Raw genomic sequence first — 20,422 nt, 5'->3', positions numbered from 1 at the left:
GGTGTTTAGTGAAAATTAAGCCATTTTATGTAAGCGACTTATTAGCAGATGAATATTGATTGCGTAAATCCTATTTTTGCATCGTAATATTGTTATTATGCATGCTATTGAGAAATTTAAAATAAATGTTCATTTTAAAAAAGCAGATATACCTGTAAAAACGACCTGTGCAGCAATAGCTGATATGAGTAATCCCGTTAGCTTTGATAATATCGCAATTCCAGTATTTTTTAATACTTTTGCAATGCTTTTAGCGCACAATAACATAATATAAATACCCATTGAGGCAACAAGCAACGAAATTGCACCAATCAAATTCGGAACAACGCCAATTGAGCTAGTGCCCATCACAATGATAGTACCAATAGATGCCGGACCCATACATAGTGGAATGGCTAGTGGAACAACACTGATATCATCATCGCTATTGATTTTGTTTTTTTCTGGCGAATCGTTCATTAGTGATACCGCAGTGATAAACAGTAATGCCCCCGAGCCAATTCGAAATGCATCAAGGGTAAATCCAAAAACGCTAAACATGGTATTGCCAAAAAAGAACAGTACAATACCGATAATAAATACTGCACATGAAGTTTTTAGTGCTATTTTTCTCCTAAGCTGTTCATCATATTGCTTTGTACCACTTAGAAATGCGCTCAAAACGGCAGGTGGTGTCATTAATGCAAACAATTTTACTGTTGTTGAGAGAATCGCAAAAATATAATCAACCATTGCACTACCTTTTACTTTATTTAAAAAATTGCTTTAATTTTGCCAACTAGTTATTGTTGGATTGAAATTATTTTTATCATATATAAAAACGGTCACCACAAAGGTGACCATCTTAATCCGATATTTTTATTGATAATCAACAAAAATTAGTTAAGGCGCTCTTTAATACGAGCTGCTTTACCACGAAGTTCGCGTAAGTAGTAAAGTTTAGCTTGACGCACTTGACCACGACGTTTCACAGTAATTGAATCAACAATTGGTGAGTGAGTTTGGAATACTCGTTCAACACCTTCGCCATTCGAAATTTTACGTACCGTAAATGCTGAGTGTAAACCGCGATTACGAATTCCAATGACAACACCTTCGTAAGCTTGAAGACGTTTTTTATTACCTTCAACAACCCATACTTTTACTTCAACCGTGTCACCAGGGCGAAACGACGGGATGTCTTTCTTCATTTGTTCTTGTTCTAATTGCTGAATAATTGCATTTTTCATAATATTATCTCTTACTAGTTATACTGAAATATTAATTGCCTTGTTTATCACTGTATTCTCGTTGGAATTCAGTGAGTAAACATTGCTCTTCATCAGTCAGAGCTAGATTTGCAAGAAGATCTTTTCTTCTTAACCAAGTTCGTCCTAGTGATTGTTTTAACCGCCAGCGACGAATCGCTTCATGGTGACCAGACATTAACACGTCAGGCACCGCCATTCCATCTAACACCTCAGGTCGAGTATAGTGTGGGCAGTCAAGTAAACCGTTAGCAAAAGAGTCTTCTTCTGCCGATGATTGGTGATTTAGCACGCCAGGTATAAATCTTGCTAATGCATCAATCATAGTCATCGCAGGTAATTCACCACCACTTAACACGTAATCCCCAATTGACCATTCTTCATCAATTTCAGTTTGGATAACACGTTCATCTATACCTTCATATCGCCCACAAATCAAAATTAATTTTTGGCTTTGGGACAATTCGCAAACACCTTGTTGGTTTAATTTGCGCCCTTGTGGGGAAAGATAAATTACTTTTGTATCGTTACCAGCAACAGCCTTTGCCGCATGAATTGCATCCTTAAGTGGTTGCACCATCATTAACATGCCAGGACCACCGCCATAAGGTCTGTCATCAACAGTCTTATGCTTATCATACGCAAAATCGCGCGGGTTCCAATATTCTACTGTTAACAGCCCGTTTTTAACGGCTCGACCAGTTACACCATAACAGGTAATAGCTTGAAACATTTCGGGAAAAAGGCTAATTACGCCAATCCACATAGTCTTACCTTACCAATTAAAAAGCAGGATCCCAATCGACCACAATCATTTTTGTTACTAAATCAACTTGTTTTATAAATTGATCATCAACAAAAGGAATTAAACGTTCTGTTGTACCAAATGCATCTTTTAGATTTGCTTTTACCACCAACACATCATTAGAGCCAGTTTCCATTAAATCAGTAACCTGACCTAAATCGTAACCGTTGACTGTTTTCACTCGACAGCCAATGAGATCTTTCCAATAAAAATCACCATTATTAAGCGCTGGTAATTTTTCTGCATCAACAAACACTTCAATATTAGTTAATGCATTAGCTTGATCACGATCATCAATACCTTTGAGTTTCACAATCATATCATGATTATGTGGTTTGAAGCTTTCTACAATGACTTCTTGCCATTGTCCAGCTCGCTGGATATACCAAGGAGTGTAATCAAAAATGCTATCTGGCAATTCTGTAAACGAAAAAATTCTGAGCCATCCGCGAATGCCGTAGCTTGAACCAAGTTTACCAACAACAATAAGATTCTCAGTATTCATCATTACAGTGACTATTAATTACTAAATTAAGCAGCTTTTTGTGCTTGTTTAATCAGTGCATTCACACGATCAGAAACAGTTGCACCTAAACCAACCCAATGATTTACGCGATCAAGATCTAAACGTAATTCTTCTGCTTTACCTTGTGCAATTGGATTAAAAAAGCCAACGCGCTCAATAAAACGACCATCACGTGGGTTACGGCTATCAGTGACAACTACTTGATAAAAAGGGCGCTTTTTAGAGCCACCACGAGCTAAACGAATAGTTACCATAACATCCTCTTAAATTAAAAAAATAATCTTTTTTCTGTCCAACATGGACAAAATCAAAGCCCCAGAATTATACCCTTTCTAGCAAAAAGTGCAATGACTCTTTATTGACGGTGGGTGGGGGAATATGCAAGACTAAAGCAAAATGAGAAAAGAGTAGATAAAATAATACTAATTACCATTCATTTACATTAAGCCAAAATTAGTAATTATTACAAAAAAGTATACTTTTTTTAGGGGCTATTTACACGCATTTATCATCTGTCGCCACTATTTTTTATGAAATAAAGCGCGTTTTAAAACATCAAAAAAACCAAGTGAACGAACCATCTTCTGCCCGTCAACATAACCACGGATCGCTCTTAGCACTTTTTTAGGCTCTTTAGATGCAAAGGTAAAAGTACCATTTTTCTTCGTTTCAACTGAATAGCGTGGTATCCATTTTCCACCAAATAGCACAGATGCGACGACATAATCAACCTCATTCCAAGGGATTTGGATATATTTACGTGGGTCATGTTGATGATAGAATTCAAAAGCTTTGTCACCAACTATTATATTGCCATATTCGGTAAATCCAGTAAAAGAAGTGGCTTTAATCGTTAAGTCTATTTTAGTATTTAAGGACTGAACCATTTTTGGATATCCATTTTTCGCACACTAATAAGGCCATCCTTTTTACCACTTAAGGTGATAAAAAGGATATTTAATAAAAAATATAATTTTATTCTAACGGTTTATATTTTTCTTGAATATTTTAGCAAATTTATATACTTATAAAAGGCCAATGACATGACCAATAATACCCACTATAAATAAGCCCATAATGATGATAATTGGCGATATTTTTTTACGTAATAACCACATACAAAAGAAAGTCAACAGTAAAGGAACTAATCCCGGTATCAACTGATCTAAGTTATTTTGTAAGGTAGTTACCTTTTCTTGGGTAAGTGATAACCCATTTTGCATTTGCATCAATGCTTTTTGAATACCTTCTGCACCAGCAGGTAATGAATTCCAGTCAATGAATGCACCGTTATCTAATTTTACTTTTGCAACAACTGGTTGGAATTTTATTGATACCCATCTTTGCACCAAAGCAGCTACAACCAACATTCCTAAAATAGAGGCTCCTTTAGTTATTTTGGGTAGTAAACCACCTGATAAATTATCAATAATTTTTGAACCAGTATGGTAACCAAATTCTTGAGTATACCACATAAAACAGCAACGAATAATATTCCAGAGTAAAAAGAATAAAATTGGTCCCATAATATTGCCGCTAAGCGCGAGTGATGCGCCAAGTCCTCCAAGCATCATTCTCAATGTAAACCAGAATACGGGATCTCCCACACCAGCAAGTGGCCCCATCATACCGACTTTTACACCTTGAATGGTAACGTCATCAATAGCCGCTCCATTTGCTCGTTCTTCTTCAAATGCAAGAGTTACTCCAAGTATTGGTGATGCTAAATAAGGGTGTGTATTAAAAAATTCTAAGTGGCGTTTAAGGGCTGCTGATCGCTCTTCTTTAGTCGTATATAATTTTTTAATCGCAGGAATCATTGAATAACCCCAACCGCCATTTTGCATCCGTTCGTAATTCCAAGAACCTTGGAGAAAAGTTGAACGCCAAGCAACGGCTAAACGATCTTTCTTACTTAATTGAATTCTATTTGTCATATTTTTCTCCGGTGCCTAGTAATCATTTAAAATATCATCGAGTGGATCACCTTTACTGCCACCATTTGATGAATTGCCACGTTCCGAAAGACTGAGGTAAATTAGTGCTAATGCCACGCCTAAAGCGCCAATTGCAATTAATGTCAATTGCGATATAGCCGCAATCACAAAACCAATAATAAAAAATGGCCATACTTCACGGTTTGCCATCATATTAATTACCATTGCATAACCCACAGCAACCACCATGCCACCCCCAATAGACATTCCTATTTCTAACCATTTAGGCATTGCAGCTAAAGCGCATTTAACCGTTTCAGCAGGAATAAATAGTAAAGCTGCTGAAGGAATAGCTATACGTAAGCCCTGCAGGCAAATACCGAAAATTTGTAATAATTCAATTTTTCTAATATTGGCATTTTCAGCAGCAGCGTCCATCATATGAACTAACGGAACAGCAATAGTTCGCACGATAATGGTTAAGAATAAACCCGCTACTGCAAGAGGAATAGCAACGGCTATAGCAGTAGATACACCTGCGACACCTTGCCCGCCTAATACTAAAATAATCGATGAAGCAACAGCTGCCAATGCTGCATCAGGTGCTACCGCTGCCCCGATATTGGCCCAACCCAAAGCAATCATCTGTAATGAGCCTCCTAGCACAATACCAGCCTCTAAATTCCCTGTGACAAGACCAATCAAAGAGCAAGCCACTAACGGTTGATGAAATTGAAACTGATCTAAAATGCCTTCCATACCAGCTAAAAAGGCAATAACTATCACTAAAATGATAGCAACAATGGATAATGTCATAATATAACCTCTTAAATAAACTAATTCTTTTGCTGAGCTAATTCTTCTTTCGCTTTTTGCAATAATTCGTCCATATTACTGTTAGAATCATTGGGGACTTTGCGAACATCAAATTTCACGTTTTTAGCTTTTAATTTTTCAAATGTATCAACATCGTCAGCATTCATTGACAATACTTTATTAACCATGACTTTGCCTACCGAATGTGCCATTGAACCGATATTAAGAGTATCAATATCAACACCGCCGTCTATGGTTCGAAGTACATCTTGTGGATTTTCAAATAAAAGTAATGCTTTGGTATTACCAAAACGCGGATCGTGTGCTACTTCGATAATCTTTTTAATTGGCACAACATTTGCCTTAACGCCAGGCGGTGCAGCTTCTTGAATAAGTTTTTTTCTTAATTCATCTTTTGCAACGGAATCAGAGACAACAATAATACGGTTAGGATTGGTTGATTTTGTCCATGCTGTTGCAACTTGCCCATGTAATAGGCGCGAATCAACCCGAGCTAAAACGATTTTCATTTTACCCTCACCAATTACTGTTCCTTTAGGAATCGTATTTGCTGTTTTCGCATTGGTAGCGGTTTGCTCTTGTATTTTGACAGTTGTTCGAACGCCTTCTTTACTTGGTTCAATAATTGCGGTAGCGATTTCTTTGGCTGTTTCCATTGAAAAACGGGAAGAATAGGCTTCAATTAACATTGGTAAGTTTAAACCCGCCACAATAGCCCAATTATCATGTTCTCCACATAAATTGTTAGCTTGATTAAATGGTGTTCCACCCCATAAATCCACTAAAAACAGCACTTCACTTTGATTATCAAATGTTGCTATTGCTTCAAGCATCCTTTCTTTTAAACTTTCAGGACTATCACTTGGATGCAAGGTAACGGCTTTAACATTATCTTGCTCGCCAAATATCATCGATCCTGATTGTAAAATACCTTCTGCAAACTCACCATGAGTTGCTAGGAGAATTCCAACCATAGCTTTTCCTCCAAATTTTATATTAATGACATAATATAAAAGTCTATATAATGAAAATATTGGGTTAGTTTACACCACAAAATAAGTTAAGACATATGTGCTCATCACATTTTGAGAGAAAACTTAAATTTTTTATTGCTCATCAATGCAAGGTTTGGTTGTTTGTAGGGCTTGGCGAATAAAACCATGGGCTTGGGTTAGTTTTTTCTTCGCCTGCTCTGCATTTAACCCAGAAAGAATCATCAAAATAGCGGTTTTACAATGCCTGTTACTTTTAGCCAATGCGGTAATTGCTTCTTCACGGCAGCAATTGGTTGCTTGGGTAACAATAGATATTTGTCGTTCAATAAGTTTGGCATTAGTTGCCTCAACATCAACCATTAAGTTTCCATAAACTTTACCTTGTTTTATCATGCTTGCTGTTGTTAACATGTTGAGTACTAATTTTTGTGCAGTGCCAGCTTTCATTCTTGATGAGCCAGTAATCACTTCAGCACCGACAATTGGGGTAATGGCGATATTAGCTAATTTAATCATTGGGGATTTTGGGTTACAACATAAACTAATCACTGTTGAGCCGATTGATTTAGCATATTGCATACCGCCTATAACATAAGGTGTGCGCCCACTAGCGGCAATGCCGACTAAAATGTCATTTGAATTAAAATTAATTTTTTTAAGATCATTAGTTGCCAACTCAGGGTTATCTTCAGCATTTTCAACTGCCTTAAGAATAGCCGGCTGACCACCAGCTATTAATCCAATGACTTGTTCTGGCGATGTGCCGTATGTCGGTGGGCATTCACTTGCATCTAAAATGCCTAATCGCCCTGAAGTGCCAGCACCGATATAAATTAATCGACCTTGATTTAAAAAAGCTTGACTAATTGCATCAACAGCTAAGCTAATATTGGCGAGTTCTTTTTCAACTGCTAGTGCTACTTGCTTATCTTCATTATTGATAATTTTAAGTATTTCAAGCGTTGAACAGCTATCAATATTTTCACTGTTTGGATTGCGACTTTCGGTTACCATTCCTAAAAGATTAATTTGTTGCATACTTTCTTAACCTTAACCATAACAAAAATATTACGATAGCAAATAAGCTACCAAAGCCAACACCTATAGCAATAACGGACAAATTCAGCGCAACTGCTAATGTATAACCCCCTAACATGACCATCATCGAGGTATACTCAATTAAATTCTGCACAGAAATTACACTGCCAGCTCCCACTAATCCTTTACCTATTTTCTGAATAAAAGCGTTTAATGGTACTAAAAACAGGCCGCCTAGCGCGCCAATGGCAATAAGCAAAATATAAGATGAAATTATATTACTTTGTAATGTAAAAGCGATTACAGCAATTCCCATCATGATACCCGCAGGGATGCAACGTAACGTGTTGTTAATTGATATAAATGTACTTGCTAATCCTGCACCAATAACAATGCCGATAGCAACAATCGCATTGAGATTTGTTGGTGTTGCATTGTCATGAATATTTAAAACAGCAGGAACCCAACTAATCAACAAAAACCGTAAAGTAACACCCGCTCCCCAAAACAGACTAGTGCCTAATAATGTCAATGAAAGAAGTTTATTCGTAAAGATGATTTTAACTGTGTTAGCAAAATCCTTTACCATACTATTGGGTTTCCATGAAGTATTTTGTCGTGCGACAGGTAATTTAGGAATAAAAAAGTTAGCAATAACCGCAAGCCCATATAGTAGTACGCAAATAAGTAAAGATGCGCTTACATTAAGATCGGCAATATGTCCACCAGCTAGTGAACCTAGTAAAATGGCGGCAATGGTTGATGCTTCAATTAACCCATTTGCTTTAATCAAATTATCGCCCGAGGTAAGCTCGCCTAAAATTCCATATTTAGCTGGAGAGTATGCGGCAGCACCAATACCAACTAAAAAATAGCCGACAAAGGGGCTGATGTTTAAGCAAATACAAGCGGTACCGAGTAATTTTATGCTATTTGAAATCATCATGGCCTTGCCTTTTGGCATGCTGTCAGCAAATTGCCCAACAAACGGCGAAAGGATGATAAACGGTACCACAAAACTAATTTGTAATACCGATTGGCTCCATTCTGGGTAGTGCAACTTTTTAATAAAAGCAAGAATAGCAAAAAAAATTGCATTATCAGCAAATGCTGAAAAAAATTGTGCCAGCATGGTAGCAACCATGCCTTTATTTAATAGTGAATGTTGTTTCATGTAACACCCTTTAGCTTATTCTTCAGCCATCTTTCGTAAGGCAATAAAATCAATTTTACCTGTACCTAGTAGGGGTAACTCTTTAACCACACGAATATCACGAGGAATAGCTAATGCTGGTATACCAAGTTCTTGAGCTGCTTGATTAAGTAGCTCTCGATCTAATTTTGTCGAGGTAGTAAATAGAACTATCGCTTCACCTTTGGCAACATCTGCTTTCACTGTCGCACCGTGCATTGCATCAGGGTCAATTTTTTTTGCTAAAGTCTCAACACTTTCTAGTGAAACCATTTCGCCCGCAATTTTGGCAAACCGTTTTAAGCGTCCTTTAATTTTGATAAACCCATCATTATCGATAGCAACAATATCACCAGTATCATACCAACCTTTTTTAGACTCCCCATGTTCATCGACTGCAATTGGCTCTTCAAGTACTCCAGGGTTTTCAACTCGTAAATAGCCTTTCATCACATTAGGGCCTTTAACTTGCAATTTACCGCCATCACTAATGCCTGGAACGTGAATTAATCTTGAGCTCATACCCGGCAATAAGCGCCCGACGGTACCTGTTTTAAATGCCATTGGTACATTCAGCGATACAACTGGTGCGCATTCAGTAACGCCATAGCCCTCTAAAATACGGATTCCATATTTATCTTTCCACTGTTCTCGTACTGCGTCTGATAATTTTTCTGCTCCAGCAACAACATAACGTAAACGCATAAAATCATATGGGTGAGCGTAACGAGCATAGTTTGCTAAGAACGTTGGTGTGCCAAATAAAACGGTACAGTTCTGGTCATAAATAATTTCAGGCACCATACGATAATGTAATGGATTTGGATATAAAAATGTACGGCTACCAGAAAACAACGGTAGAAATAACCCAGCAGTAATACCAAAAGCATGGAATAGAGGTAGTGCAGACATAAAACGATCAGCAGGCGTTGGATCAATAACTGTTCGGATTTGTTCAACATTAGCAAGCAAGCTAGCATGGCTATGAACAACACCTTTAGGATTACCTTCTGATCCAGATGTAAACAATACTAGGGCTTCATCATCACTAGTTTGAGAATGTTTAACTAAGCGTGGGATATAGTGATGAACTAAAACATAAAGTTTGTCTTTAAGGGTTAAAGTTTGGCGTAAATCTTCAAGGAAGCACCATTTAACACCTTTTATTTCATCAAGGAGATAATCAAGTTTTCCTTTGCGAATAAATTTGCGTGAAGTAATGATAGTTTTGATTTCGGCCGCAGTAATTGCACAAATTAACCCTTTGGTGCCAGCGGTATAATTGAGCATTGCTGGAATTCGATTTTTAACCGATAAGCCAAAAATTGTTGCAACAGTAATAGTTGCGTTAGGTAATAAAACGCCAACACGTTCTTTTTTCTGGGTAATTTTAGTAATAATGCAGCTAATACCTATGATTTGTTTTAACAAATTACGATAAGATGCTTCGTGAGTTGTGGGGTCTTGCACCATACGTGATTTAATACCATAACGAACTTGAGCCTCAAGTAGCGCTTCAAATAACGTTAATTTTGGGCGACTTGCCATACGGGCATTCATCATGATTTGATGAAGTTTCTCTCCTGCAATATAACGTTTTTCGCTAGCCTTCGGTGCATCAGGCATAGCAATAGAAGTTGGTTCAAGTACATGAATAGTTATTTTAGGAAATAAACGGCGCTTAAATAGCCCTTTTAAACGGCTGGTTAGTGTAAATTCAGCTCCTTCAATCCAGATGGGCACTATCGTTGCTTGAGAACGGGCTGCAACAAAAGCAGCACCATCATAAATTTTCATTAATGACCCAGTGACAGTAATTCTTCCTTCGGGAAAGATAACTATCGGGCGACCTTTTTCAACTTGGCGTACTAATCGCTTGATTGCCATTGGGCTAAGCGGATCCATTGGCACAAAATCAACGTAACGCTTTGCATAGCGGACTAACCAGTGATTTATATAACCTGCATAAATAGCAAAGACGGGTCTTATTGGTAAAAACACACCAATTAAAATACCATCAAGAAAAGATACATGGTTAGGTGTAATAAGAAGCTTGTTTTGTTTTAAATTGTCAAGATTACCGTGAATTTTGACGTGGAATAAAGTCTTTAAGAAAAATTTTAATATTTTAAATAACATCGTATTTCTCTATTAGCGTGCCAAATTGCACTGTGTAATAATAGTTAAAATACATAAAATATACAAGAGATGTAATTATTCTTATTTTTTATTATATAAATCATTTTGTTAGAAAGTAATTGGAATGATTGACTTGAAAGTTAGATACTAATCATAGAATAAATCTGGGAAAACCAGTAAGGAATAAATATGCTGATTTTAACGGCTAAAGATATTGAAAAATTTTATACCATGAAAGATGCTGTAGCTGCTGATAAACAAGCCTTAAAAATCTACACTGAAGGAAATAGTGATGTACCACTGCGAATCAATTTTGATATGCAAAAAGGTCAATGTTTATTTATGCCGGCTCATATTAAGGATCAAGATATTGTAGGAATTAAGATTGTCTCGGTATTTCCTGATAATTCAAAGCTAGGCAAACCATCAGTACCTGCTCAAGTGTTAATACTAGATCCAAAAACTGGTGAGGTTTGTGCCTTGTTAGACGGTACTTTTGTTACTCAGCTTCGAACAGGTGCTGTTCAAGGTGCGGCAACGGATTTGTTGGCTCGTAAAGATGCTCGTCGTGCAGTATTGATCGGTACAGGAGGCCAAGCGATATCTCAATTAGAAGCAATGTTAACGGTTCGCCCGCTTACAGATGTGGCTATTTTTGATATTGATATACAAAAAGCTAAGCGGTTTACTGGTGAGGTAAAATGTCGTTTTTCTCATTATTCTACTCATTTTTATTTTTCACAGGATTTGGATGAAGACATTAGCCAAGCTGATATTATTACTTCTGTTACTACATCAAAAGTGGTGACATTTAATGGTGATAAAGTAAAGTCTGGTACGCATATAAATGGTGTCGGTGCTTATACTCCACAAATGCATGAAATCCCTCAAAGTATTGTTGAAAAGGCCGATATTCGTGTGCTTGATACTAAAGAGGGGGTATTTGCAGAGGCTGGCGATATTATTGACCCAATTAAACAAAATCTGGTATCAGAAGATGATTTTTTAGAGTTGGGGGATTTAGTCATCGATTCGACACAATGCCGACAAAATGAGGAGCAAATTACGCTATTTAAAACGGTTGGAACGGCTGTGCTAGATGTGTATATTGGTTATGATATCTACCTCAAAGCAAAAGAAAAAGGAATAGGTCTGGATTTATAGTAATTGATTTTTTGGCTGGAATGCGATTTTTTATCAAAAAGTTTTTTAGGTAGATGCGTGTTTAAGTATAAAACTAGCTTTTTAGCTCTTCTTTTTGTGAACGCCCAAGTAATGTCATGGCTGCTTGTTTTGGATCTTTATGCTGATAAAGGACTTGGTAAATTTGTTCAGTAATTGGCATATCTATATGATATTTTTGGGCTAGTAACCAGACTTCTTTTGTGTTTTTGCATCCTTCAACAACTTGGGCAATGGCATTTTGAGCTTCTTCAATAGACTTATTTTGTCCTAATAATATGCCAAAACGACGATTACGAGATTGATTATCTGTACAGGTTAAAACCAGATCCCCAAGTCCAGCCATTCCCATAAAGGTTGCAGGATCTGCGCCTAATGCTGCACCTAATCGCATCATTTCAGCAAGCCCACGCGTAATTAATGCAGTTCTTGCATTAGCACCGAAACCAAGTCCATCTGATAATCCAGCGCCAATGGCAATCACATTTTTTATCGCCCCCCCAAGCTGTACACCAACAAAATCTTTGCTGCTATAAACGCGGAAGCTTTTACTGCAATGGAATAATGTTTGCAATTGATTTAAAAAATGTTCATCTGTTGATGCAACCGTTACCGCAGTTGGTAATCCAGATGCGACCTCTTTAGCAAATGTTGGCCCTGAAATCACGGCTAATGGAACTTTATCGCCCAAAATTTCTTTTGCTACATCTTGTAGTAATCGGCCTGTATCTACTTCCAACCCTTTTGTTGCCCAGACAATTTTAGTATCTTGGCGTAAAAATGGTTTAATTTGAGTCAGAATACTTGCAAAAGCGTGGCTAGGTACCACAATAAGTAAAATTGGAGCGGCTGAAACCGCTATTTTTAAATCACTTTCGATTTGTAACAGATCAGGAAATGGGATATCTGGTAAAAATTGTCTATTTTGTCTTTCATGCTGCAAAATGGTCATTTTATCTGGGTTATGACCCCATAATAAAGTTGAATGCCCATTTCGTGCCAGTAAAATAGCTAAAGAGGTTCCATAAGAGCCTGAGCCAATTACTGTTATTGCAGCAGTTTTTTTCATAATAACTCAATAAACTTATTGTTAATTGTCTGAAACACAATAATTATTGCAATGTTTCAGTTGGTTCAGCTTGTTGTTGAAGATAATTAATGAATAATGCCTCAAAATTTACTGGCTCTAAATTTACTTGAGGAAACGTGCCTTTATTAACTAAGCTTGACACAACTTCTCGAGCATAAGGGAACAAAATATTTGGGCAATAAGCACCAACACAATGTTGAATTTGACCTTCGTCGAATCCAATAAGTGAAAAAATACCAGCTTGAGTCACTTCACAAATATACACCACTTCGTCTTGTTGCTTTACCGTCACAGTAACGCGTAACGCAATTTCGTACACATTTTCACTTAAAACTTGTGACGATGAATTTAATTCTATATTTAAGTCTGGTTGCCACTGTTTTGTAAAAATTTCAGGAACATTATTGGTTTCAAATGAAACATCTTTAGTATAAATACGTTGAATTGCAAACTGTGTTTCGGGTTGTTGCGTATTGTTTTGTTCTGTCATGATAAAACCTTATTTTTAAATTATATTATTTTCTAACGAGTGGTAAATTTTCGCCATTCCATCCGGCAATACCGTCTTTTAATGTAAAGACATTTAAGAAACCTTGTTTGACAAGTATTTCACCTATACCTGTTGATGATAAACCATTTTCATCAACCAAAATAACAATGCTTTCTTTAAATTTTTCAATTATTTTTGCACTCGCATTTTTAATATCTATAGGTAAAATATTGTGAGATTCAGTGATATGCCCTTTTTTAAAGCTATCGGCAGAGCGAATATCAATGATAACAGCATTTTGCTTATTAATCATATGGATTGCTTGAGCATTATTAATAATTTTAACCTTAGATAGTTTACTTTTAATGGTTAGCACAATAATTGCAATAAACAGAACAATCCAACCTAAAGAAAGTAAAAGATGATTTTTTACAAAAGGTAGTATTTCGAGTGTTATAAAGTCCATATTTGTATGATTACCTAGTCATTTCAATATAAGGTGAGATTATAACGATATTATGCACTGAAATACAGCACCAATAAGAAAATCTTGCTATTTTATAAATTATATTTATTTAATTTTAAGGAATTGACTAATGAAATTGAAATGACTTATCTTTTTGGCGTGTGTCTTATTTTCCATTATTCCTCAGGTATTTGCTGATGATTATTATGAATCTAATAAATTTGATACTCAAACTATTGAAGCAGAATCTTTATTAGCTAATTATTATTTAGAAAATGGTAATTATCATCAAGCTTATGCTGAATATGCTAAATTGATGAAAATAGATCTTAGTTTTACAAAAAGATTTTACATACAGAATACTCTTGCTTGGTTAATAATAAATGGATATGGCACTAAGCAAGATGTATTTAAGGCAATTGATCTTTATTATGATTCTTATCGTGATTTTAATCGATTTAATCATGATTTGATGATTAGTGAGGTAAATGCAGTACAATATATGAATCAGCAAGAAAAATTGTGGAATTTAATGTTTGTTGATATTGTTTCAAATAGTCATTATGTTTCAGCAAAGCAAAAGTCAGACTTATTTGCCATTTTATTTCCTAATAATCCACATGCATTAACTCAATTTAATAAACAAATTTCTGAGTTAAAGAGAACAAAACTTCGTAACGTAAAAATCAAACATTCAGAATATTTCCCACACTATTACTATGATCCTGATTTGACTTGTCGTGATTTTTTGCGTGAATTTGATGCAGATGCGCCTGATTTCTTCAAATATAATGATTGTATACAAAATGATGAAGGGCAAGGAAAACCTCTTGAAGTTATTTATAAAATTGAAGGTAAATATGCAAAACAAGCACATCAGTATTTAGCTAACATCATGGGAATAGATGAACTTAAATTAATTTGCTGTTATTTGGGCACGGATGTTTATCCTTCTACATCTTTTGTAAATCCTAAAGATCATATGCTGTATAACGTGGTATTTAGTTCAGAAGAAACGATTAAGTACGACTGGAATAAAATAACTTTTTATTTGAGCGTTGAAGCACTGCGAGAAGATATATAGGATATAAAAATTGATTTTAATTTTTTATACGACCATTTTTGTGCATTATTTTGGTGCTAATTGCATTGTTTTGATGCAACTGTAATATTTATGTTACTATAGCTACTTATAAAGCCACTAAAAATAGAGTTAAAAAATTGGCATTAAATTTGCATTCACTATAGCAACTTGGTAAGAATACCTTAAAAACTGAATAATTATTATTTGTCCTCAATGGAGAAGATACATGTCTACACAAAAAGTTTTATCACTAATTAAACAAAATGATGTTAAATTTGTTGATTTACGTTTTACCGATACTAAAGGTAAAGAACAACACGTTACTATTCCTGTTAGCCAAATTGACGCTGATTTCTTTGAAGATGGTAAAATGTTTGATGGCTCATCAATTGCTGGTTGGAAAGGGATTAATGAATCAGACATGGTATTAATGCCTGATGCTTCAACAGCCGTTATCGATCCTTTTTTCGAAGATGTGACATTAAATCTCCGTTGTGATGTTTTAGAACCAGCGACGCTACAAGGCTATGATCGCGATCCACGTTCAATCGCTAAACGTGCGGAAGATTATCTAAAATCATCAGGTATTGCCGATACTGTTATTTTTGGGCCTGAACCAGAATTTTTCTTATTTGATGATATTCGTTTTGGCTCGCCAATGTCAGGAAGTTTTGTGCATATTGATGATATTGAAGCGGCGTGGAACTCAGGTACTAAATATGATGAAGGTAATAAAGGGCATCGTCCAGGTGTTAAAGGCGGTTATTTTCCACTTCCACCGGTTGATTCATCACAAGATATCCGCTCTGAGATGTGCTTAATTATGGAGCAACTTGGCTTAGTGGTTGAAGCTCACCATCATGAAGTTGCAACAGCAGGTCAAAACGAAATTGCTTGTCGTTTTAACACGTTAACTAAAAAAGCTGATGAAGTACAAATCTATAAATATGTAGTACAAAATGTGGCACACGCTTATGGTAAAACCGCGACATTTATGCCAAAACCGATGTTTGGTGATAATGGATCTGGTATGCACTGTCATCAATCGTTAGCAAAAGATGGAGTCAATTTATTTGCTGGGGATAAGTATGCAGGTCTTTCGGAAATGGCATTATTTTATATTGGCGGTATTATCAAACATGCTAAAGCGATTAATGCATTTACAAATCCCGCAACCAATTCTTATAAACGCCTAGTTCCTGGCTATGAAGCGCCAGTTATGCTTGCTTATTCTGCACGTAACCGTTCCGCATCAATTCGTATTCCTGTTGTTACCAGTCCTAAAGCGCGTCGTATTGAAGTTCGCTTCCCAGATCCAGCAGGTAATCCATACTTATCTTTTGCTGCGCAGTTAATGGCTGGTTTAGATGGCATTATCAATAAAATTCATCCTGGTGATGCAATGGACAAAAATTTATACGATTTACCGCCAGAAGAATCTAAATTAATTCCTCAAGTAGCAGGTTCGCTTGAAGAAGCACTTAATGCATTAGATGCGGATCGTGAATTTTTAACACGAGGGAATGTATTTACTAATGATACTATTGATGCATACATTGATTTAAAACGTCAAGATGTTGATCGTGTACGTATGACTCCTCATCCAGTTGAGTTTGAAATGTATTATAGTTTATAAGGTATTTTAAACGTTAAGCCATCGTACTTACGGTGGCTTCTAATCAGGACGGGAACCCAACGATGATATTTGATAGTGAATCTGACGCTAATCTTGTTCTTGATTCGATGATTACAAGTATTTTATTACTCGATACAAAACTCAATATTCTCTATGCCAATACGGCTGCACAGCAATTATTAGCTCAAAGTTCTAAAAAAATATTAGGAAGCCACCTGACCGATTTAATTGGTTATTTCTCTTTAGATATTGATTTAATGCTAAGTGCATTAGCTCAAAATCAAGGTTTTACAGACAACGAAGTCAATTTAGTGATTAATAATGAATTACATATTTTATCATTGACAGCTCAACTATTAGGTGGCACTCGAATTTTAATTGAAATGGCTCCGTTAAATAACCACAAACGCCTTAGCCAAGAACAATTGCAACAAGCCCAACAGAGTGCTGCTCGTGAATTAGTTCGTGGCCTTGCTCATGAAATCAAAAATCCACTAGGCGGACTTCGAGGTGCTGCTCAATTATTATCACGAGAGCTACCCAAAAATGAATTGCAAGATTATACAAAAGTTATTATTGAACAAGCTGATAGATTAAAAAAGCTTGTAGATAGATTATTAGGCCCACAACAACGATTGCAACAAAAAGAACAAAATATCCATCAAGCAATAGAACGTATTTATGCTTTACTCTGTTTGGAAAAACCGATCAATATTGAAATTCTGCGTGATTATGATCCAAGCTTACCTGATTTAATTCATGATTCGGAACAGATCGAGCAGGTGATTTTGAATATTGTTCGTAATGCTTTACAAGCTATTGGTTCTAAAGTTGGCAAAATTATCATTAGGACACGAACAGCTTTTCAGGTTACCTTACATGGTCAGCGCTATCGGCTTTGTGCTCGTATTGATATTGAAGATAACGGACCAGGAGTTCCTATTCATATCCAAGATACCTTATTTTATCCTATGGTGAGCGGCTATGAAGGTGGGACAGGCATTGGTCTTTCTATTGCGCATAATATTGTTGATCAACATCATGGTAAAATTGAATTTAATAGTTGGCCGGGGCATACAGAATTTTCTATCTATTTGCCAATTAGGCAGTGAGGTAAATTAAAATGAATGTTTGGATTGTCGACGATGATAGTTCTATTCGCTGGGTATTAGAAAAAGCATTAACGAATGCACATTTTAACTGTGTTAGCTTTGCCAGTGGCCAAGAAGTTATTGAGGCATTAGATACACATGAGCAAAAACCTGCTGTATTAATCTCCGACATTAAAATGCCGGGGCTTGATGGTTTAACATTGCTCCATCATGTAAAAGAGCAAATGCCAAATTTACCTGTTATTATTATGACAGCACATTCTGATCTTGATGCTGCAGTTAATGCTTATCAAAAAGGTGCTTATGATTATATCCCAAAACCTTTTGATGTGGACGAAGCGATTCAACTTGTTGAGCGGGCTATTTTACAAACTCAGAGCAACAAAAACAGTAATAATACGCCTGCGAAAGCATCAGCAGGTATTATTGGTGAAGCCCCTTCCATGCAAGAAGTGTTTCGCATTATTGGGCGATTATCTAAATCATCGATTAGTGTGTTAATTAATGGTGAATCAGGAACAGGTAAAGAGTTGGTTGCTAAGGCATTACATACTCATAGTCCCCGTTCTCAATCACCTTTTATTGCGTTAAATATGGCAGCAATCCCTAAAGATTTGATTGAAGCTGAGCTTTTTGGCCATGAAAAAGGGGCATTTACAGGGGCAACTCAAATTAGACATGGGCGTTTTGAGCAAGCTAATGGCGGTACTTTATTTTTAGATGAAATTGGCGATATGCCACTTGATGTTCAAACTAGACTATTAAGGGTGCTTGCAGATGGGCAGTTTTATCGTATTGGTGGTTATTCACCTGTAAAAGTGGACGTTCGAATTATTGCTGCAACCCATCAAAATTTAGAAGCAAGAGTAAGAGAAGGTAAATTTAGAGATGACTTATTCCACCGTTTAAATGTGATTCGCATTTTGCTCCCGCCATTGCGTGATAGAGCGCAAGATATTCCAAAGCTTGCTGATCATTTTTTACATATAACAGCTAAAGAATTAGGTGTAGAAAGTAAAGTATTTAGCCCTGAGGCATTAGCTGTTTTATGTAGGTTTAATTGGCCAGGCAATGTGCGTCAGCTTGAAAATGCTTGTCGTTGGGTGACGGTAATGTCTTCAAATCAAGAGGTTTTAGTTCAAGATTTACCACCAGAGTTATTGCCGTTATCTGCTACCAAAACTATCATTACAAATGAAACAATGGCTTTGTCCGAAAATGACTCTTCTCAGCAAGAAGCAGATTGGAAAGTATTATTAGCACAGTGGGCAAAGCAAGCTTTGATAGAGGGTAAAAATGGTATTTTGACGGAGGCAATAAATGATGTTGAATACATCTTATTAAAAAGTGCACTCAATTTTACCCGTGGTCATAAACAAGATGCCGCTTATCTCTTAGGCTGGGGGCGAAATACATTAACTCGAAAACTTAAAGATTTATCGCGTGATCCCAATAAAGTTTTCTAACTATTAACATGAATTATGCTATCGAATAAATCGATAGCTGTTTAGTCTATTTACCCTTTCGTATTTATTTCATCTGTCTCTAATAATATATTGCTTTGTTAAATATATAAAGTTCATTGAACCCTACCTATTTTTTGGTTACAATCATGATGTAAATGATAATTATTATAATCATCGTTTTATAGTTTTTTATTTAGGCTAATAATTAGGAGTTATAATGTATTCATATATTAAAGTGAAATTTTTAGTTTTACTTACCGCATTACTTGTTTTAGTTGGGTGCGACAATAAAAAAGAATCGCAAACACCAGCAAATACGATTACTATTGAACATGTGCAAGGTAAAACAGATGTTCCTGAAAATCCGAAAAAAGTTGTGGTTTTTAATATTGCAACACTTGATATTATTGATGCTTTGAATATTCCTGTCTCGGCTGTTCCTCAATCTGATGTACATTTACCAGATTTCTTATCTAAATATAGCGATAAAGCCTATACTAATGTTGGAACCTTATTTGAACCAAATTATGAGGTATTAAGCTCAATTCAACCTGATGTTATTATTGCTGGTGGTCGTGCAACTGATGCTTATAAAAAATTGAATGATATTGCTCCAACACTTTCTTTAGATATTGATCCGAAAGACTTTTTAGGTAGTTTAACTCAAAGAACAGAGCAATTAGGCACTATTTTTAATAAACAAAACGAAGCTAAAAAACTTATTAATGATTTTAATCAAAAAATTGAACAGCTAAAACCAAAGACAAGCGCGGCAGGCAGTGCATTAGTGATTATGGTTAATGGTGGTAAAATGTCGGCTTATGGTCCAAAATCTCGTTTTGGTTTTGTGTTCGATATACTTGGTTTTCAACCAGCAACTACGTTCCAAGAAGCTGGTTATCATGGTAATGCCGTGACCTCAGAATTTATCCTAAGTGTTAACCCACAATGGTTGTTTGTGTTAGATAGAGATAATGCAATCGGTAATAAAGAAGCACAATCAGCACAGCAAGTACTAAACAACGACTTAATTCAAAAAACAGCTGCATGGCAAAATAAACAAATTATCTATTTAGATTCAACTTCAATGTATATTGCAGGCGGTATTCAGACTTATAGTCGTTTAATGGATCAAATTAGCGAAGCTTTACAAAAAACATCAACGAATTGATGTGAGATA

The 20,422-nt window shown here is 36.0% G+C and carries 21 protein-coding genes; 6 read left to right on the top strand and 15 right to left on the bottom strand.

Going from position 1 to position 20,422, the window contains the following annotated elements:
* Positions 1 to 129: 129 nt before the first annotated feature.
* The 12 genes from A9G45_RS08035 to aas form a co-directional block, all read right to left on the bottom strand.
* Positions 130 to 732, bottom strand: a complete 603-nt coding sequence (locus A9G45_RS08035) for a MarC family protein (RefSeq protein ID WP_065566334.1) — start codon at positions 730 to 732, stop codon at positions 130 to 132.
* A gap of 146 nt (positions 733 to 878) precedes the next feature.
* Positions 879 to 1,229, bottom strand: coding sequence for a 50S ribosomal protein L19 (gene rplS, locus A9G45_RS08030; RefSeq protein ID WP_034913735.1), 351 nt, complete (start codon positions 1,227 to 1,229; stop codon positions 879 to 881).
* 31 nt (positions 1,230 to 1,260) lie between these two features.
* Entirely contained in the window at positions 1,261 to 2,013 is a 753-nt protein-coding gene (gene trmD / locus A9G45_RS08025) for a tRNA (guanosine(37)-N1)-methyltransferase TrmD (RefSeq protein WP_065566335.1), read from the bottom strand.
* 16 nt (positions 2,014 to 2,029) lie between these two features.
* Positions 2,030 to 2,560: a ribosome maturation factor RimM gene (gene rimM / locus A9G45_RS08020; RefSeq protein ID WP_065566336.1), complete on the bottom strand. Its 531-nt coding sequence runs from the start codon at positions 2,558 to 2,560 to the stop codon at positions 2,030 to 2,032.
* 23 nt (positions 2,561 to 2,583) lie between these two features.
* Positions 2,584 to 2,832, bottom strand: coding sequence for a 30S ribosomal protein S16 (gene rpsP, locus A9G45_RS08015; protein WP_034900786.1), 249 nt, complete (start codon positions 2,830 to 2,832; stop codon positions 2,584 to 2,586).
* Positions 2,833 to 3,099: 267 nt separating this feature from the next.
* Positions 3,100 to 3,465 carry a DUF956 family protein gene (locus A9G45_RS08010; protein ID WP_065566337.1) on the bottom strand — a complete coding sequence of 122 codons (366 nt, stop codon included), beginning with the start codon at positions 3,463 to 3,465 and terminating at the stop codon, positions 3,100 to 3,102.
* A gap of 138 nt (positions 3,466 to 3,603) precedes the next feature.
* The gene (locus A9G45_RS08005) at positions 3,604 to 4,515 is read right to left on the bottom strand and encodes a PTS system mannose/fructose/sorbose family transporter subunit IID (RefSeq protein ID WP_065572388.1); all 912 of its coding nucleotides are present in this window, start codon (positions 4,513 to 4,515) and stop codon (positions 3,604 to 3,606) included.
* Positions 4,516 to 4,530: 15 nt separating this feature from the next.
* On the bottom strand, positions 4,531 to 5,331 hold the full coding sequence (locus A9G45_RS08000; protein WP_065566339.1) for a PTS mannose/fructose/sorbose transporter subunit IIC: 801 nt from the start codon (positions 5,329 to 5,331) through the stop codon (positions 4,531 to 4,533).
* Between the two features lie 20 nt (positions 5,332 to 5,351).
* A complete protein-coding gene (locus A9G45_RS07995) occupies positions 5,352 to 6,326 on the bottom strand; it encodes a mannose/fructose/sorbose PTS transporter subunit IIA (protein WP_065566340.1) in 975 nt (324 codons plus the stop codon).
* Positions 6,327 to 6,458: 132 nt separating this feature from the next.
* Positions 6,459 to 7,385: an N-acetylmuramic acid 6-phosphate etherase gene (gene murQ / locus A9G45_RS07990; protein WP_065566341.1), complete on the bottom strand. Its 927-nt coding sequence runs from the start codon at positions 7,383 to 7,385 to the stop codon at positions 6,459 to 6,461.
* On the bottom strand, positions 7,372 to 8,559 hold the full coding sequence (gene lplT, locus A9G45_RS07985; protein WP_065566342.1) for a lysophospholipid transporter LplT: 1,188 nt from the start codon (positions 8,557 to 8,559) through the stop codon (positions 7,372 to 7,374). Before lplT ends, murQ begins: the two co-directional genes overlap by 14 nt.
* A 15-nt stretch (positions 8,560 to 8,574) precedes the next feature.
* The gene (gene aas, locus A9G45_RS07980; protein ID WP_065566343.1) at positions 8,575 to 10,716 is read right to left on the bottom strand and encodes a bifunctional acyl-ACP--phospholipid O-acyltransferase/long-chain-fatty-acid--ACP ligase; all 2,142 of its coding nucleotides are present in this window, start codon (positions 10,714 to 10,716) and stop codon (positions 8,575 to 8,577) included.
* A 189-nt stretch (positions 10,717 to 10,905) separates the two neighbouring features.
* Here aas and A9G45_RS07975 point away from each other — a divergent pair, with 189 nt between their 5' ends.
* Positions 10,906 to 11,880, top strand: coding sequence for an ornithine cyclodeaminase family protein (locus A9G45_RS07975; protein WP_065566344.1), 975 nt, complete (start codon positions 10,906 to 10,908; stop codon positions 11,878 to 11,880).
* Between the two features lie 73 nt (positions 11,881 to 11,953).
* Here A9G45_RS07975 and gpsA read toward each other — a convergent pair whose 3' ends face one another.
* The 3 genes from gpsA to A9G45_RS07960 are packed head-to-tail and all read right to left on the bottom strand — an operon-like array spanning position 11,954 to position 13,944.
* Positions 11,954 to 12,970, bottom strand: a complete 1,017-nt coding sequence (gene gpsA / locus A9G45_RS07970; RefSeq protein WP_176700658.1) for an NAD(P)H-dependent glycerol-3-phosphate dehydrogenase — start codon at positions 12,968 to 12,970, stop codon at positions 11,954 to 11,956.
* Between the two features lie 40 nt (positions 12,971 to 13,010).
* Positions 13,011 to 13,478: a protein-export chaperone SecB gene (gene secB, locus A9G45_RS07965; protein ID WP_065566346.1), complete on the bottom strand. Its 468-nt coding sequence runs from the start codon at positions 13,476 to 13,478 to the stop codon at positions 13,011 to 13,013.
* A 25-nt stretch (positions 13,479 to 13,503) separates the two neighbouring features.
* On the bottom strand, positions 13,504 to 13,944 hold the full coding sequence (locus tag A9G45_RS07960) for a rhodanese-like domain-containing protein (protein WP_065566347.1): 441 nt from the start codon (positions 13,942 to 13,944) through the stop codon (positions 13,504 to 13,506).
* A 154-nt stretch (positions 13,945 to 14,098) separates the two neighbouring features.
* On the opposite strand from A9G45_RS07960, the gene A9G45_RS07955 reads away from it, so the two are divergent.
* The 5 genes from A9G45_RS07955 (at position 14,099) to A9G45_RS07935 (ending at position 20,413) form a co-directional block, all read left to right on the top strand.
* Positions 14,099 to 15,028, top strand: a complete 930-nt coding sequence (locus A9G45_RS07955) for a DUF4952 domain-containing protein (protein ID WP_065566348.1) — start codon at positions 14,099 to 14,101, stop codon at positions 15,026 to 15,028.
* Positions 15,029 to 15,254: 226 nt separating this feature from the next.
* Complete coding sequence (gene glnA, locus A9G45_RS07950) at positions 15,255 to 16,664, top strand: glutamate--ammonia ligase (protein WP_065566349.1); 1,410 nt, start codon at positions 15,255 to 15,257, stop codon at positions 16,662 to 16,664.
* 62 nt (positions 16,665 to 16,726) lie between these two features.
* Positions 16,727 to 17,776 carry a nitrogen regulation protein NR(II) gene (gene glnL, locus A9G45_RS07945; protein WP_065566350.1) on the top strand — a complete coding sequence of 350 codons (1,050 nt, stop codon included), beginning with the start codon at positions 16,727 to 16,729 and terminating at the stop codon, positions 17,774 to 17,776.
* An 11-nt stretch (positions 17,777 to 17,787) separates the two neighbouring features.
* The gene (gene glnG, locus A9G45_RS07940) at positions 17,788 to 19,242 is read left to right on the top strand and encodes a nitrogen regulation protein NR(I) (protein ID WP_065566351.1); all 1,455 of its coding nucleotides are present in this window, start codon (positions 17,788 to 17,790) and stop codon (positions 19,240 to 19,242) included.
* 217 nt (positions 19,243 to 19,459) lie between these two features.
* On the top strand, positions 19,460 to 20,413 hold the full coding sequence (locus A9G45_RS07935; RefSeq protein ID WP_141673641.1) for a siderophore ABC transporter substrate-binding protein: 954 nt from the start codon (positions 19,460 to 19,462) through the stop codon (positions 20,411 to 20,413).
* Positions 20,414 to 20,422 lie beyond the last annotated feature (9 nt).

The sequence above is a fragment of the Gilliamella sp. HK2 genome (assembly GCF_001690265.1).
Lineage (GTDB): Bacteria > Pseudomonadota > Gammaproteobacteria > Enterobacterales > Orbaceae > Gilliamella > Gilliamella apicola_C.
Note: the sequence above shows the minus strand (reverse complement) of the source record. Positions and strands in the feature narration are given on the sequence as shown.

Bases quoted from the DNA above. Each gene is read 5' to 3' on its own strand.
- aas (WP_065566343.1), bottom strand. From the start codon at position 10,716: ATGTTATTTAAAATATTAAAATTTTTCTTAAAGACTTTATTCCACGTC.
- rplS (WP_034913735.1), bottom strand. From the start codon at position 1,229: ATGAAAAATGCAATTATTCAGCAATTAGAACAAGAACAAATGAAGAAA.
- A9G45_RS08035 (WP_065566334.1), bottom strand. From the start codon at position 732: ATGGTTGATTATATTTTTGCGATTCTCTCAACAACAGTAAAATTGTTT.
- trmD (WP_065566335.1), bottom strand. From the start codon at position 2,013: ATGTGGATTGGCGTAATTAGCCTTTTTCCCGAAATGTTTCAAGCTATT.
- glnG (WP_065566351.1), top strand. From the start codon at position 17,788: ATGAATGTTTGGATTGTCGACGATGATAGTTCTATTCGCTGGGTATTA.
- A9G45_RS08000 (WP_065566339.1), bottom strand. From the start codon at position 5,331: ATGACATTATCCATTGTTGCTATCATTTTAGTGATAGTTATTGCCTTT.
- murQ (WP_065566341.1), bottom strand. From the start codon at position 7,385: ATGCAACAAATTAATCTTTTAGGAATGGTAACCGAAAGTCGCAATCCA.
- A9G45_RS07960 (WP_065566347.1), bottom strand. From the start codon at position 13,944: ATGGACTTTATAACACTCGAAATACTACCTTTTGTAAAAAATCATCTT.
- A9G45_RS08010 (WP_065566337.1), bottom strand. From the start codon at position 3,465: ATGGTTCAGTCCTTAAATACTAAAATAGACTTAACGATTAAAGCCACT.
- rimM (WP_065566336.1), bottom strand. From the start codon at position 2,560: ATGATGAATACTGAGAATCTTATTGTTGTTGGTAAACTTGGTTCAAGC.
- lplT (WP_065566342.1), bottom strand. From the start codon at position 8,559: ATGAAACAACATTCACTATTAAATAAAGGCATGGTTGCTACCATGCTG.
- A9G45_RS07975 (WP_065566344.1), top strand. From the start codon at position 10,906: ATGCTGATTTTAACGGCTAAAGATATTGAAAAATTTTATACCATGAAA.
- glnA (WP_065566349.1), top strand. From the start codon at position 15,255: ATGTCTACACAAAAAGTTTTATCACTAATTAAACAAAATGATGTTAAA.
- rpsP (WP_034900786.1), bottom strand. From the start codon at position 2,832: ATGGTAACTATTCGTTTAGCTCGTGGTGGCTCTAAAAAGCGCCCTTTT.
- A9G45_RS08005 (WP_065572388.1), bottom strand. From the start codon at position 4,515: ATGACAAATAGAATTCAATTAAGTAAGAAAGATCGTTTAGCCGTTGCT.
- A9G45_RS07935 (WP_141673641.1), top strand. From the start codon at position 19,460: ATGTATTCATATATTAAAGTGAAATTTTTAGTTTTACTTACCGCATTA.
- glnL (WP_065566350.1), top strand. From the start codon at position 16,727: ATGATATTTGATAGTGAATCTGACGCTAATCTTGTTCTTGATTCGATG.
- secB (WP_065566346.1), bottom strand. From the start codon at position 13,478: ATGACAGAACAAAACAATACGCAACAACCCGAAACACAGTTTGCAATT.
- A9G45_RS07995 (WP_065566340.1), bottom strand. From the start codon at position 6,326: ATGGTTGGAATTCTCCTAGCAACTCATGGTGAGTTTGCAGAAGGTATT.